At 70.8% G+C, this 12,750-nt stretch carries 11 protein-coding genes; 7 read left to right on the top strand and 4 right to left on the bottom strand.

The window, feature by feature from the left end; genetic code table 11:
- Positions 1-1,575: an MFS transporter gene (locus tag ACTWP9_RS01140; RefSeq protein ID WP_443244013.1), complete on the bottom strand. Its 1,575-nt coding sequence runs from the start codon at positions 1,573-1,575 to the stop codon at positions 1-3.
- Between the two features lie 148 nt (positions 1,576-1,723).
- On the opposite strand from ACTWP9_RS01140, the gene ACTWP9_RS01135 reads away from it, so the two are divergent.
- Positions 1,724-2,935, top strand: coding sequence for a pyridoxal phosphate-dependent aminotransferase (locus ACTWP9_RS01135; RefSeq protein ID WP_443244012.1), 1,212 nt, complete (start codon positions 1,724-1,726; stop codon positions 2,933-2,935).
- Between the two features lie 96 nt (positions 2,936-3,031).
- Positions 3,032-3,442 carry an SCO4983 family protein gene (locus tag ACTWP9_RS01130; RefSeq protein ID WP_443244011.1) on the top strand — a complete coding sequence of 137 codons (411 nt, stop codon included), beginning with the start codon at positions 3,032-3,034 and terminating at the stop codon, positions 3,440-3,442.
- A 223-nt stretch (positions 3,443-3,665) separates the two neighbouring features.
- On the opposite strand, the gene ACTWP9_RS01125 is transcribed toward ACTWP9_RS01130, so the two are convergent.
- Entirely contained in the window at positions 3,666-5,528 is a 1,863-nt protein-coding gene (locus ACTWP9_RS01125) for a phosphoenolpyruvate carboxykinase (GTP) (protein ID WP_443244010.1), read from the bottom strand.
- Between the two features lie 273 nt (positions 5,529-5,801).
- On the opposite strand from ACTWP9_RS01125, the gene trhA reads away from it, so the two are divergent.
- Both trhA and ACTWP9_RS01115 read left to right on the top strand, forming a co-directional pair.
- Positions 5,802-6,689 (top strand): PAQR family membrane homeostasis protein TrhA, encoded by an 888-nt coding sequence (gene trhA / locus ACTWP9_RS01120; RefSeq protein WP_443244009.1) that lies wholly within the window; start codon positions 5,802-5,804, stop codon positions 6,687-6,689.
- A 34-nt stretch (positions 6,690-6,723) separates the two neighbouring features.
- A complete protein-coding gene (locus ACTWP9_RS01115; protein ID WP_443244008.1) occupies positions 6,724-7,260 on the top strand; it encodes a Uma2 family endonuclease in 537 nt (178 codons plus the stop codon).
- Positions 7,261-7,263: 3 nt separating this feature from the next.
- Here ACTWP9_RS01115 and ACTWP9_RS01110 read toward each other — a convergent pair whose 3' ends face one another.
- Together ACTWP9_RS01110 and ACTWP9_RS01105 are read right to left on the bottom strand one after the other, a co-directional pair.
- A complete protein-coding gene (locus tag ACTWP9_RS01110; protein ID WP_443244007.1) occupies positions 7,264-8,859 on the bottom strand; it encodes an N-acyl-D-amino-acid deacylase family protein in 1,596 nt (531 codons plus the stop codon).
- 18 nt (positions 8,860-8,877) lie between these two features.
- Positions 8,878-10,167 carry an alanine racemase gene (locus tag ACTWP9_RS01105; RefSeq protein WP_443244006.1) on the bottom strand — a complete coding sequence of 430 codons (1,290 nt, stop codon included), beginning with the start codon at positions 10,165-10,167 and terminating at the stop codon, positions 8,878-8,880.
- 228 nt (positions 10,168-10,395) lie between these two features.
- Between ACTWP9_RS01105 and ACTWP9_RS01100 the strand changes: the two genes are divergently transcribed.
- The 3 genes from ACTWP9_RS01100 to ACTWP9_RS01090 are packed head-to-tail and all read left to right on the top strand — an operon-like array spanning position 10,396 to position 12,733.
- On the top strand, positions 10,396-11,472 hold the full coding sequence (locus tag ACTWP9_RS01100; protein ID WP_443244368.1) for a sugar kinase: 1,077 nt from the start codon (positions 10,396-10,398) through the stop codon (positions 11,470-11,472).
- On the top strand, positions 11,469-12,323 hold the full coding sequence (locus tag ACTWP9_RS01095) for an IclR family transcriptional regulator (protein WP_443244005.1): 855 nt from the start codon (positions 11,469-11,471) through the stop codon (positions 12,321-12,323). Before ACTWP9_RS01100 ends, ACTWP9_RS01095 begins: the two co-directional genes overlap by 4 nt.
- On the top strand, positions 12,320-12,733 hold the full coding sequence (locus tag ACTWP9_RS01090) for a RidA family protein (RefSeq protein WP_443244004.1): 414 nt from the start codon (positions 12,320-12,322) through the stop codon (positions 12,731-12,733). The genes ACTWP9_RS01095 and ACTWP9_RS01090 overlap by 4 nt, the downstream gene beginning before the upstream one ends.
- Positions 12,734-12,750: the final 17 nt, after the last annotated feature.

Genomic DNA, 12,750 nt, shown 5'->3' with positions numbered 1-12,750 from the left:
TTATTGTCGGGCATCGTCCCCGGGCAGGGCCATGTCCGGGGCGCTGCCGGTGTCGGGCCGGTGCCGCCGCGGCAGCGCGCCGGGGGTGGCCACCAACAGCAGCGCGCCTGCCATCGCCGCCGCCCCGCACAGCAGCAGCACCTGGCTCATCCCGGCCAGGAAGGCGGTGTCGGCGGCGTCCGTGAGCCGCGGCAGGCCGAGCCTGTCGGCGATCAGATGCGCGGAGACGACCGAATCCTCCGCCGCTGCCGCTGCGCGGGTGCCCATCGCGTCCCGGTCCACGTCCAGCCGCGTCGCGTATGTCTGGGCGAGCAGGCTCCCCAGCAGCGCGATGCCGAGCGCCGTGCCCATCTGCCGAACCGTCATCAGCAGTCCCGAGCCGCTGCCGGTGCGGTCGGCGGGGAGCGCGGCGAGGGCCGCGTCCATGGCGGGCACCATGGCCAGACCGGCGCCGAGTCCGGTGATCGTCAGCCAGGTGGCGGCCAGCGGATAGCCGTCGGCGGTGCCGGTACGGGCGCCGAGGAACGCGGCGAACGCGAGCGTGGTGAGCCCCGCGCTGATCACCGGCCGCGGCCCCAGCTTCCCGGCCAGCGGTCCGGCCGCCCGGGCTGCGACCACGATCCCGGCCATCATCGGCAGCAGCCGCACACCGGTGCCGAGCGCGTCATGGCCGAGGACCGCCTGGAGGTACTGCGGGACGATGAACAGCAGTCCTGCCAGCACCATCGTCACCAGCGTCACCGTCAGCGCGCTCCAGCGGAATCCGGGGGCGCGCAGCAGCGTGAGGTCGAGCATCGGCCGGGCCCCGCGCTGCCCCGTGCGCCGCTCACGCAGCAGCAGGCCCGCCAGCAGCAGCGCCGAGCCGGGGAAGAGCCCCACGACCAGCGGATCGCCCCAGCCACGCGTCGGCCCCTCGATGATCGCGAAGACGAGCGCGGCGAGTCCGGCGACGCCCAGCACGCCGCTCAGCGGATCGACACGGGGGGCCGACGGGTCGCGGGACTCGGGCAGCAGGAGCAGACAGGCGAGGATGCCGAGCGCTGCCAGCGGGACGTTGACAAGGAAGACCGAGCCCCACCAGTAGTGGTCCAGCAGCCAGCCGCCGACGATCGGCCCGAGCGGCATCCCGCCCGCGACGGCCGCCGTCACCACTCCGATGGCCTTGGTGCGCTCCTTCTCGTCCGGGAAGAGCGGTGGCAGCACGGACAGCACCAGGGGCGAGACCAGCGCCGCGCCCAGCCCCATCCCGGCGCGGGCCGCGATCACCCAGCCGGGCCGGTCGGCGAGAGTGCCCAGCAGCGAGCCGACGATGAAGACGGCGAGCCCCGCCATCAGCAGCCGCCGGCGGCCGTAGCGGTCGCCGAGGAGACCGGCGGGCAGCATCGTCGCGGCGAAGACGACGACGTACGCGTCGACGATCCACTGCATGTCACCGGTGTCGGCGTGCAGTTGGGACGCCATCTCGGGCAGTGCGACATTCAGGATCGTCAGGTCGAAACCGAGCGTGAGCATGCAGGCGCCGAGCGCGCCCAGTGCCCACCACCGGTGTGCCGTGCTGCGGGGTGCGGTGGTCATGGGGCTGCCCCCTTCCTTCGAGCGTGATGACAGTAACTCTCAAATAGGAGACACTGTCAATATCAGCTCCAAGGTCGCCGGGGCGGGGATCCCCGAGGTGAGGGAAAACACGAAGCGGCCGTTCAGCGGCGCCCGTAGGGTGGCAGCTATGCACGTCATCCAGTCGACGAAGCTCGCCAACGTCTGTTATGAGATCCGGGGCCCGGTCCTGGAGGAGGCGACGCGGCTGGAGGCGGCAGGGCATCAGATCCTCAAGCTCAACACCGGGAACCCGGCGGCGTTCGGCTTCGACTGCCCGCCGGAGATCCTCGAGGACATGCTGCGCAACGTCGGGACCGCGCACGGCTACGGCGACGCGAAGGGCCTGCTCTCGGCCCGCCGAGCCGTGATGCAGCACTACCAGAAGCAGGGCATCGAGCTGTCGGTCGACGACATCTATCTGGGCAACGGCGTCTCCGAGCTGATCCAGATGTCGATGCAGGCGCTGCTGGACGACGGCGACGAGGTGCTGGTCCCCGCGCCCGACTACCCCCTGTGGACCGCCTCGGTCTCGCTGGCGGGCGGCACCGCGGTGCACTACCGATGTGACGAGCAGTCCGACTGGATGCCCGATCTGGTGGACGTCGAGCGCAAGATCACCGACCGCACCAAGGCGCTCGTCATCATCAACCCCAACAACCCCACCGGCGCGGTCTACGACGAGGAGGTCCTGCGCGGCCTCACCGACATCGCCCGCCGCCACGACCTGATCGTGTGCTCCGACGAGATCTACGACAAGATCCTCTACGACGGCGCCACGCACACCCCGACCACCCTCGTCGCGCCCGACCTGCTGACGCTGACGTTCAACGGCCTGTCCAAGTCCTACCGGGTCGCCGGCTACCGCAGCGGCTGGCTCGCGGTCTGCGGGCCCAAGGCGCACGCCGAGAGCTATATCGAGGGCCTGACGATCCTCGCCAACATGCGGCTGTGCGCGAACGTGCCCGCGCAGCACGCTGTCGCCGCCGCGCTGGGCGGACGGCAGTCGATCGAGGACCTGGTGCTGCCGGGCGGCCGGCTGTGCGAGCAGCGTGATGCGGCGTACGAGCTGCTGACGCAGATCCCGGGCGTCACCTGCGTACGGCCCAAGGGTGCGATCTACGCGTTTCCGCGGCTCGATCCGAAGGTGTACAAGATCAAGGACGACCGGCAGATGGTGATCGACCTGCTGCGGGCCGAGAAGATCATGATCGTCCACGGCACCGGGTTCAACTGGCCCGAACCCGATCACTTCCGGATCGTCAATCTGCCCGGCGTGACCGAACTGCGCGATGCGGTGACCAGGATCGGCCGCTTCCTGGACGGCTACAGCCAGCCGTGACCGTTTGTGACCGCCTGTAGCTGTTTCATGAACGCGGGACAACTTTAGACGGTGTCTAAGTTAGGATGGCCTCCTGAATGCATCAGGAGGCCGTCCATGTACGAACCGATCCGCACCAAGTCGGTCCACACCGTGGCCGAGAGCACCCAGTCCGGACTGCCGCGGCGCACCCGCGAGGAAGAGCTGGACATCCGCCTGGCGGGGCACCTGACCGCGTTGCTGACCGTGACGGACGAGCTGCGGGCGCTGACGCCTTCCGCTTCGCTGGACGCCGCCGCTCATGAGCTCGCCGCTCATGCGGGCCGCCTTTCCGGCGGGAGGGCGCCGCTACGCGCCGAGCCCTCCGCCCTGCGGGCCGACGCCGAGCATGTCGCCTCCCTCCACGCGCGGGCCCACACCCTCGCGGGCAACGCGCTGGCTGTCGCCACCTCCCGCGGCGATGAGGCAGTCACCGCACTGATGACGGAACGCCTCACGGCGCACTCCCCAGAAACAGCCGCGGCGTAATCACCCCGCCGCACTTGGGCACCGCTCACCCCTACTGCACTTGGGCTGCGCCCGCCACCTGCTGCGCTTGCCCACCGGGCCGCACCCGAAAGACGCCCACTGCACGGCGCGGGGTACGGCCGTCGTGCGGCGTGCGGGCCGGTTGTGCCCACCCGTTCCACCCTGGGGGTACCCCCGGCCGGAGGCTGGGGGAGGAACGATTGCCCACAACCGGCCATGCCGGTTACCCCAGGCGCTGCACCAGAGCCTGGTATTCGTCCCAGAGGGCACGCGGCGTGTGGTCACCGAAGGTGTTCAAGTGCTCGGGGATGAGCGCCGCTTCGTCGCGCCAGACGTCCTTGTCGACCGCGAGGACGAAGTCCAGCTCGGCCTCGGACAGGCCGAGCCCCTCGGTGTCGAGGTCCTCCTTCCGCGGCAGGAGGCCGATGGGGGTCTCGACGCCCTCGACCTCCCCGTTCAGCCGCTGGACGATCCACTTGAGCACCCGGCTGTTCTCGCCGAAGCCGGGCCAGACGAACTTTCCGTTTTCGTCCTTCTTGAACCAGTTGACGTAGTAGATCTTCGGCAGCTTGGCGGCGTCGGCACCTTCGCCGACCTCCAGCCAGTGGGCGAAGTAGTCGCCCATGTTGTAGCCGCAGAAGGGCAGCATCGCGAACGGGTCCCGGCGCAGCTCGCCGACCTTCCCCTCGGCGGCGGCGGTCTTCTCGCTGGCGACGTTCGCGCCGAGGAAGACGCCGTGCTGCCAGTCGAAGGACTCGGTCACCAGCGGGACGGCGGAGGCGCGCCGGCCGCCGAAGAGGATGGCCGAGATCGGCACACCGCGCGGGTCCTCCCACTCGGGGGCGATGATCGGGCACTGTCCTGCCGGGACGGTGAACCGCGCGTTGGGGTGGGCAGCCGGGGTCCCAGACTCCGGCGTCCAGTCGTTGCCCTTCCAGTCGGTGAGGTGAGCGGGCGGCTCCTCCGTCATCCCTTCCCACCACACGTCGTTGTCGTCGGTGAGCGCGACGTTGGTGAAGACCGCATTGCCCCACAGGGTCTTCATGGCGTTGGCGTTGGTGTCCTCGCCGGTGCCGGGGGCCACGCCGAAGAAGCCCGCCTCCGGGTTGATGGCGTAGAGGCGGCCGTCCTCGCCGAACCGCATCCAGGCGATGTCGTCGCCGATCGTCTCGACCGTCCAGCCGGGGACGGTGGGCTGGAGCATGGCCAGGTTCGTCTTGCCGCAGGCGGACGGGAACGCCGCGGCCACGTACTTGGCCTCACCGCGCGGCGGCGTCAGCTTGAGCACCAACATGTGCTCGGCCAGCCAGCCCTCGTCGCGTGCCATCACGGAGGCGATGCGCAGCGCGTAGCACTTCTTGCCGAGCAGTGCGTTACCGCCGTAGCCGGAGCCGTAGGACCAGATCTCGCGGGTCTCGGGGAAGTGCGAGATGTACTTGGTCGAGTTGCACGGCCAGGGCACGTCCTCCTCGCCTTCGGCGAGCGGGGCGCCGAGGGTGTGCACGGCCTTGACGAAGTTGCCGTCCTCGCCGAGCTCTTCGAGCACCGTGCTGCCCATCCGCGTCATCGTGCGCATGGAGACGGCCACGTACGCGGAGTCGGTGATCTCCACGCCCAGCGCGGAGAGCGGGGAGCCGAGCGGGCCCATGCAGAACGGGACGACGTACATGGTGCGGCCGCGCATCGAACCGCGGAAGATGCCCTGTTCCCCGGCGAAGACGGCCTTCATCTCCGCGGGGTCCTTCCAGTGGTTCGTGGGGCCCGCGTCCGCCTCCTTCTCGGAGCAGATGAAGGTGCGGTCCTCGACCCGGGCGACGTCGGACGGGTCGGAGGCGGCGTAGTAGGAGTTGGGGCGTTTGACCGGGTCGAGTTTCCTGAACGTGCCCTTGGCGACCAGCTCTTCGCACAGACGGTCGTACTCGGCCTCGGAGCCGTCACACCATACGACGCGGTCGGGTTGGGTCAGCTCGGCGATTTCGCCGACCCAGGAGAGCAGCTCCTGGTGGCGGGTGGGGGCGTCCCCGGTGGCCGAAGTGTGCGAGGGAGACGGGGCTGAGGTGAGGGGAGCCGCAGAACTGCGCGCCACGATCGCTCCAGACGTTTGAGGGTTTTTTCGACTGTCAGCGCGCCCCTTGGGGGCCGCGACCCGGATGCTTTCGTGGCAGTTTGTCTCGTCGCTCATCCGGTGCCGCTTATGCTCATCTGATCATGCGGTGCGAATGGTTGTCTGTCCAGACGGGGGGTGTGTGGCTGTCGACACGTAAGGTCTTCCCAGCTGGCACGCAGGGTCATTCCTGCTGCTGGTGAGCCGTAACCTACGGGCACGTAGGTCGAGGACGTGCGTGGGTACGATGGCCCGATGACCGACTCCGCGTCCCCGTCTTCGGAGCCCGCCGCCGTGACGTCCCCACCGTCCGGCGCGTCGTCCTCGCCCGACTCCCGCTCGGCCTCCCCCACGGCCTCACCCACGGTCCCGCATCCGGCCTCCCCCGCAGCCGATGCCTCGTCCTCCCAGCCGGCCGCTGCCCCGGCCGACCACAACTCGGCCAACCATTCGGCCGGTCACTCGGCCGCCGCCCGGCTGTCTGCATCGGCGCACTCCGCGGCGCAGGTCATCAAGCCCAAGCTGCGGGGCTGGCTGCACCTGGGGATGTTCCCCGCCGTGCTGATCTCCGGAATGTTCCTGACCGCGCTCGCCGACAGCACGCGCGGCCGGATCGCCTGCGCCGTCTACACGTTGACGGCCTGCCTGTTGTTCGGGATCAGCGCGCTCTACCACCGCGGTGACTGGAGCCCCCGGATCAACGCCGTGCTGCGGCGGCTCGACCACGCGAACATCTTCCTGATCATCGCGGGCACCTACACCCCGCTGACGATCCTGCTGCTGCCCGACGGGCGGGGCGACCTGCTGCTGTGGGGCATCTGGATAGCCGCCGGTCTCGGTATCGCCTTCCGTGTCTTCTGGGTCGGCGCGCCCCGCTGGCTCTACACCCCCTGCTACATCGCCATGGGCTGGGCCGCCGTCTTCTTCCTGCCCGACTTCATGCGGACCGGCGGGATCGCGGTGCTGGTGTGTGTCATCGTCGGCGGCCTCCTCTACAGCGCGGGCGGCGTCATCTACGGCATCAAGCGCCCGAACCCCTCGCCTCGCTGGTTCGGCTTCCACGAGGTCTTCCACTCCTTCACGCTGGCCGCGTTCGTCGTCCACTATGTGGGGATTTCGTTGGTGGCCTACCAGCACGCGTAGTCCCTGCCGGGGAGAGGTGGTCATTGTGCCGGTGATGCGCGACTTGCTCGCACGCGACGGTGTGCCGGAGGGGTACAAAGTCGAGGTGTTCGACGGCACGGTGATCATGTCGCCGCGGACTCCGGAGCAGTCCCGGACCGCCTTCCAGATCAGGAGGGCCGTCGAGGACGCCGTGCCGTTTCCGATCGGCCGGGAGCGGGTGATCGGCAATGTGTGGCTGAGATTTCCGGGGGAGAACGATGCCGCGCCCGACCTGGCCATCCTCGCCCACGACGCCGAGCGGCACGGCGACAGCTATGACTGCATCGATGTCCTTGCTGTGGCCGAGGTCGCTTCCCGGCCCGGTGACGAGAAGGACTACGTCCGCAACGTCGCCAAGTACGCACGGTTCGGGATCGACCTCTACCTGATCGCCGACCCGTTCAAGCAACTCTGCACTCTGCTGACCGAGCCTCATGCGACCGGATACGGCAAGGTCAAGGAGATCCCTTACGGGCAGCCCTTCAGGCTCACGCTCAGCACCGGCGAGCGGATCGAGGTCGACACCTCCGATTTCCCCGTACGGGCGTAGCCCTCATACCGTGCGCCGTACCGCCCGTCCGGCCAGGACATCCGTGCGTCGCCCGTCCTTGATGACCGGGCGGCCGGCGACGAAGACGTAGGGGATGCCGACGGGGAGGGAGCGCGGGGCGTCGAAGGTCGCGGTGGCGGCGACCGTTTCCGGGTCGAAGAGCACCAGGTCCGCCAGGTAGCCCTCGCGGAGCAGGCCGCGGTCGGGAAGGCGCAGCCGGGTGGCCGGGCGGCCGGTGAGGTGGGCGACGCACTCCTCCAGGGAGAGGATGCCCAACTCGCGTACGTAGCGGCCCAGATACTGCGGGAAGGTGCCGTACGCGCGTGGATGCGGTTTGGCGCCCTGGAGGATGCCGTCGCTGCCTCCGGTGTGCACGCGGTGCCGCATGATCGCCTGGACGTTCTCCTCGTGGCCGACGTGTTGCAGGATCGTCGAGCCGAGCCGGTCCTCGGTCAGCAGCCGGTGTGCCGTCTCCCACGGTTCCTCGCCGCGCAGTGCCGCTGACTCGGCGACCGTGCGGCCCACATGGCCGGCCAGCTCCGGATTGCCGACGCCCGAGATCTCGATGGTGTCCCACTCGATCGGCACCCCGTGGCAGCCGTCGGCACCCTCCACCTCCATGACGTGCCGGATACGGGCCGCCGTCGCCGGGTCGGCCAGCCGCGCCAGCGTCGCCTCCGGGCCGCCCGCGTTGGCCCAGCTCGGCAGCATCGCGGCCAGCGTGGTGCAGCCCGGGGTGTAGGGGTAGGTGTCCAGGGTGATGTCGGCGCCGCCTGCGAGCGCCCTGTCGAGGAGGGCGAGAAGCTCGGGCGCCCGGCCTTGGTTGACGCCGAAGTTCATCGTGGCGTGCGCGAGATGGAGCGCGCAGCCCGCCTCGTGGGTGAGCGCCACCATCTCCGCGTACGCCTCCAGCGCACCGGCGCCGTACGAGCGGTGATGCGGGCAGTAGTAGCCGCCGTACTCCGCCACCACCCGGCACAGCTCGGTCAGCTCCGCGTCGGAGGCGTACATACCGGGCGTGTACGTCAGACCGGACGACAGGCCCATCGCGCCCTGCGCCATCCCCTCGGCGACCAGGCGCTTCATGGTGGCGAGCTCGTCCGGGGCGGCCGGGCGGTCGTCCCAGCCCATCGCCAGCATCCGGACGCTGCCCTGCGGGACCAGATACGCGGCGTTGACCGCTGTGCCCTGCCGGTCGATCCGGTCCAGATAGCCGCCGACCGTGCGCCAGTCGAAGTCGATATCGCTGCCGTCACCGTTCCAGCCGGTGATCGCCTCGCGGATCGCGCCGAGGGTGGTGTCGTCGGTGGGTGCGTAGGACAGCCCGTCCTGGCCGAGCACCTCCAGGGTGACCCCCTGGGCCGCCTTCGCGGTGTGCTCGGGGTCGCGGAGGATCGCCAGATCCGAGTGGGCGTGCATGTCGATGAAGCCGGGGGCCAGCGCGAGCCCGTCGGCGTCGAGGGTGCGGGTGCCGCCGGCGCGCGGCTCCCCCTCGGGGGAGATCCGGAGGATGCGGCCTTCGCGGAGGGTGACATCGGCCCGGTAGGAGGGGGCGCCCGTGCCGTCGACGACGCGGGCGCCGCGAATGACCGTGTCCAAGACGGGTGCCTCAGAAGCTCAGAAGAAGGTGCGGACCAGATCGGTGACCGTGCCGTCGGAGTCGACGACGGGGATCACCTGCCACTTGTCGAACATGGTGCAGGGATGGGACATCCCGAGCCCCACCCACTCGCCGACCTCCAGGTCGACGCCCTCGTCCACCCGCAGCCACGCGTGCTGGTCGCTCAGCGCGGTGACGGTGAGCCCCGCGGCGGAGCGCACCGTTCCCCCGGCGCCCCGCACCACATGGGGTTCGGGGAGCTGAAGGTCGAAGGCGGCGTCCCGCTTGCCGGCGTTGAGGAACGCCTGCCCCGCCTCCGGCCGGGAGACGACCTGCGTCCACAGCGTGAAGGCGGCCTGGAGACCTCCTTCGTCGGGGTGCCGGTTGAACGGCGTCAGATGGCGGTAGTGACCGACGTCATGGGAGACGTACGCGCCCGAGCGCAGCAGCTTCAGCGTGGGTGCCGACAGTTCGGGCAGCTCGGCGAAGGCTTCGGCGACCGCGTCGAACCAGGCGCTGCCACCCGCGCTGACCACGATCTCGTCGAGTCCCTCGAAGCGTCCCGCCGTATCGAAGGCGACGGCCAGGCCGGTCAGGCGCCGCAGCCATCCGCGTACCGCCTCCAGGTCGGCGCCGGGTACCTCGCCCTCGTATCCGGCGACGCCCACCAGGCGCAGCGTGCCGGTCGCGGCCACCGCGTCGGCGACGGCGGCGCACTCGGTCTCCGTACGGGCACCGGTGCGTGCGCCGTCGCCCGCGCCCAGCTCGACCACCACCTCGACGGGACGCCGGGCGCCGGCGGCGCGCAGGGCCTCGTCCATGAGGGCGACGCCGTGCGGGGAGTCGACGTAGCAGACGCAGCGGAAGTCCGGATCGGCGTCCAGTTCGGCGGCGAGCCAGCGCAGTGCCGCCGCGTCCACCAGCTCGTTGGCGAGGAAGATCCGCGGGACGCCGTAGGCGCGGGCCACCCGCACCTGGTGCGGGACGGCGAGCGTGATCCCCCAGGCGCCGTGCCTCAGCTGGCGGTCGAAGAGCTGGGGCGCCATGGAGGTCTTGCCGTGCGGGGCGAAGGCGAGGCCATGGCGCGCGGAGTAGTCGGCGAGCGCGGCGAGGTTGTGCTCCAGGCGCTCCGCCGAGAGGGCGAGGACGGGGGTGGTGAAGCCGCCGGTGAACAGGGAGCGGCGCTCGCCGGCCAGCTCGCCGAGGGTGGTGCCCGCGGCGGCGGCGTCCGGGGGCAGCCCCTTGAAGCGGTGGTCGGCGGGCTCGTCCGCGAGCCGGGCAACAGGGGAGGGGGCGGGGGCTGCCATGCGGTCTCCGTAGTAGCCAGTAGCGTTGTTGCATTATCTGCAACGACCATTGCGTATAACGCTGGAGGCTGTCTAGCATCCCGCGGAACGGCCGGTCAATGGTGCCGGAACCCCATCAACCCGGGATCCCCCGCCCGGGACAGATGTCCGCCCCGGGACACGCAGCGAGGAGCAGCAGCCACCGTGACCACCACCTCCGACATCGACGTCGTCTGCCTGGGCGAGTCCATGGTCACGTTCCTGCCCGCGCGCCCCGGCCCGCTCGCCGACGTGCCCTCCTTCGACCGCGCGATCGGCGGTGCCGAGTCGAACGTCGCCTGCACGCTGGCCCGCGCGGGGCACCGCGCCCGCTGGGTCAGCCGGGTCGGCGCCGACGGCTTCGGCGACCATCTGGTCCGTACGATCGCCGCGTACGGGGTGGACATCAGCGCGGTCGAACGCGACCCGGAGCGGCCCACCGGCATCTACTTCCGTACGGACGGCGAGCGCGCGACCGGCGCCGCCGATCCCGCAGCGCACCCTTCCGGGCTCTCCGAAGTGCTCTACTACCGCGCCGGGTCGGCCGCCTCCGCCATGTCCCCGGCCACCGTTCCGCCGCAGGCCGTCCACGCGGGGCAGGTGCTGCATCTGACCGGGATCACCGCAGCCCTGTCCGCCGACTGCCTGGCCCTGCTGCGTGCCCTCACCTCGGCACGCACCCCCGCCGGGAGCGGCGCAGGCCCGGGGCCGCTGGTCTCCTTCGACGTCAACTACCGCGTCGGCCTGTGGCGTACGCCCACCGCTCCCCGGGCCGGCGCCGAGGTACTGCGCGAACTGGCCCGGCACAGCGACATCGTCTTCGTCGGCGAGGACGAGGCCGCCGCCGTCTGGGGGGTGACGGGCGGGCCCGAGGCCGTACGGGAGGTGCTGCGCGAGCCCGCGGTGCTCGTCGTCAAGCAGGGTGCGGCCGGCGCCACCGCGTTCGTCGGGGACGGGCCCGCTGTCTTCGCGCCCGCGCTGAGCGTGGACGTCGTCTCGCCGGTGGGCGCCGGTGACGCCTTCGCTGCGGGCTTCCTTTCCGGGACCCTGCGCGGGCTGCCGGTGTGCGAACGGCTGCGGCACGGGCACCTGATGGCCGCAGCAGCGCTCACGGACGCGGGCGACCTCGCCGAGCCACCCGCCCGTGAGGTCGCCGACCGGCTGGTGGCCCTCGATGACGAGAGCTGGGGGAGACTGCGGCTGGGCCCCGGCTGGACAGCGCGCGGGGCACAGGCCGCAGCCGCCGGGCGGCCCGACAACCCCGGCGAGGAGGAGTGCCTCTCATGAGCCAGACCGTCGATCGGGCGCTGAGCATCCTGCCGCTGCTCGCCGAAGGGCCCGCCAACCTGGAGCAGGTCGCAGCGCGGCTGGACGTGCACAAGTCGACGGCGCTGCGGCTGCTGCGCACCCTGCACGAGCACGGCATGGTCTACCGCCAGGCCGACCAGCGCTACCGGCTCGGGGCACGGCTGTTCGCGCTCGCGCAGCAGGCCGTGGAGAACCTCGACCTCCGCGAGATCGCCCACCCGCACCTGGCCGAGCTCAACGCGGCCTGCGGACACACCGTGCACCTCGCCGTCCACGAGGAGGACGAGGTCCTCTACATCGACAAGGTCGAGAGCCGCTACCCGGTACGGATGTACTCGCGCATCGGCAAGCCCGTCGCCATCACCGTCGCCGCGGTGGCCAAGCTGCTCCTCGCCGATCTGCCGGAGCCGGAGCGGCGTGCCGTCGCGGAGCGGCTCGACTATCCCCGGTACACGCCGCGTTCGACCCCGGACGCCGCCGCGTTCCTCGCGGAGCTGGCCAAGGTGCGCGAACAGGGCTGGGCCACCGACCTCGGTGGCCATGAGGAGTCCATCAACTGCGTCGCGGCGCCGATCCGCGGCGCCGAGGGGCGGGTGGTGGCGGCCATGTCGGTCTCCGCGCCGAACGTCGTCGTCTCCGCCGACGAACTCCTCACCCTGCTGCCCCGCGTGCGGCGGACCGCCGAGGCCATCAGCGCCGAATACACGGGACAGTCGCCCTGCCTTCGATCCGACCGACCGCAGTCCGACGAACCGCAGTCCGACGAACCGCGGTCCGACCGACCGCGGTCCGACCGACCGCCGACGAGAAGCAAGAGAGCCGCACCATGAGCGAGAAGCTTGCCAAGACCGCCCTCACCCCGGCCACGCACACCACGCCGCCCGCGAAGTTCTCGCACGGCGTGCGCAAGGGGAACATCCTCCAGGTCGCCGGGCAGGTCGGGTTCGGCCCCGCCGTCGAGGGCGAGGCCCCGACGCCGGTCGGCCCCGGGCTGCGGGAGCAGACCCTCCAGACCCTCGCCAACGTGGAGGCAGTTCTCAAGGCAGGCGGTGCCGGATGGGAGGACGCGATGATGATCCGCGTGTATCTGACGGACACCGCGCACTTCGCGGAGTTCAACGAGATCTACAACGAGTACTTCGCCTCTCTTGACGGGGCTCCGGCCGCGCGTACGACGGTGTACGTCGGCCTCCCCGCCGGCCTGCTGGTCGAGATCGACGCGCTCGCCGTCCTCGGCTGAGCGACGCCCTTTTCGCA

The sequence above is a fragment of the Streptomyces sp. 3N207 genome (assembly GCF_052246355.1).
Taxonomy (GTDB): Bacteria; Actinomycetota; Actinomycetes; order Streptomycetales; family Streptomycetaceae; genus Streptomyces.
The sequence above is the reverse complement of the archived record's forward strand: the minus strand, read 5'-3'. Positions and strand labels throughout refer to the sequence as shown.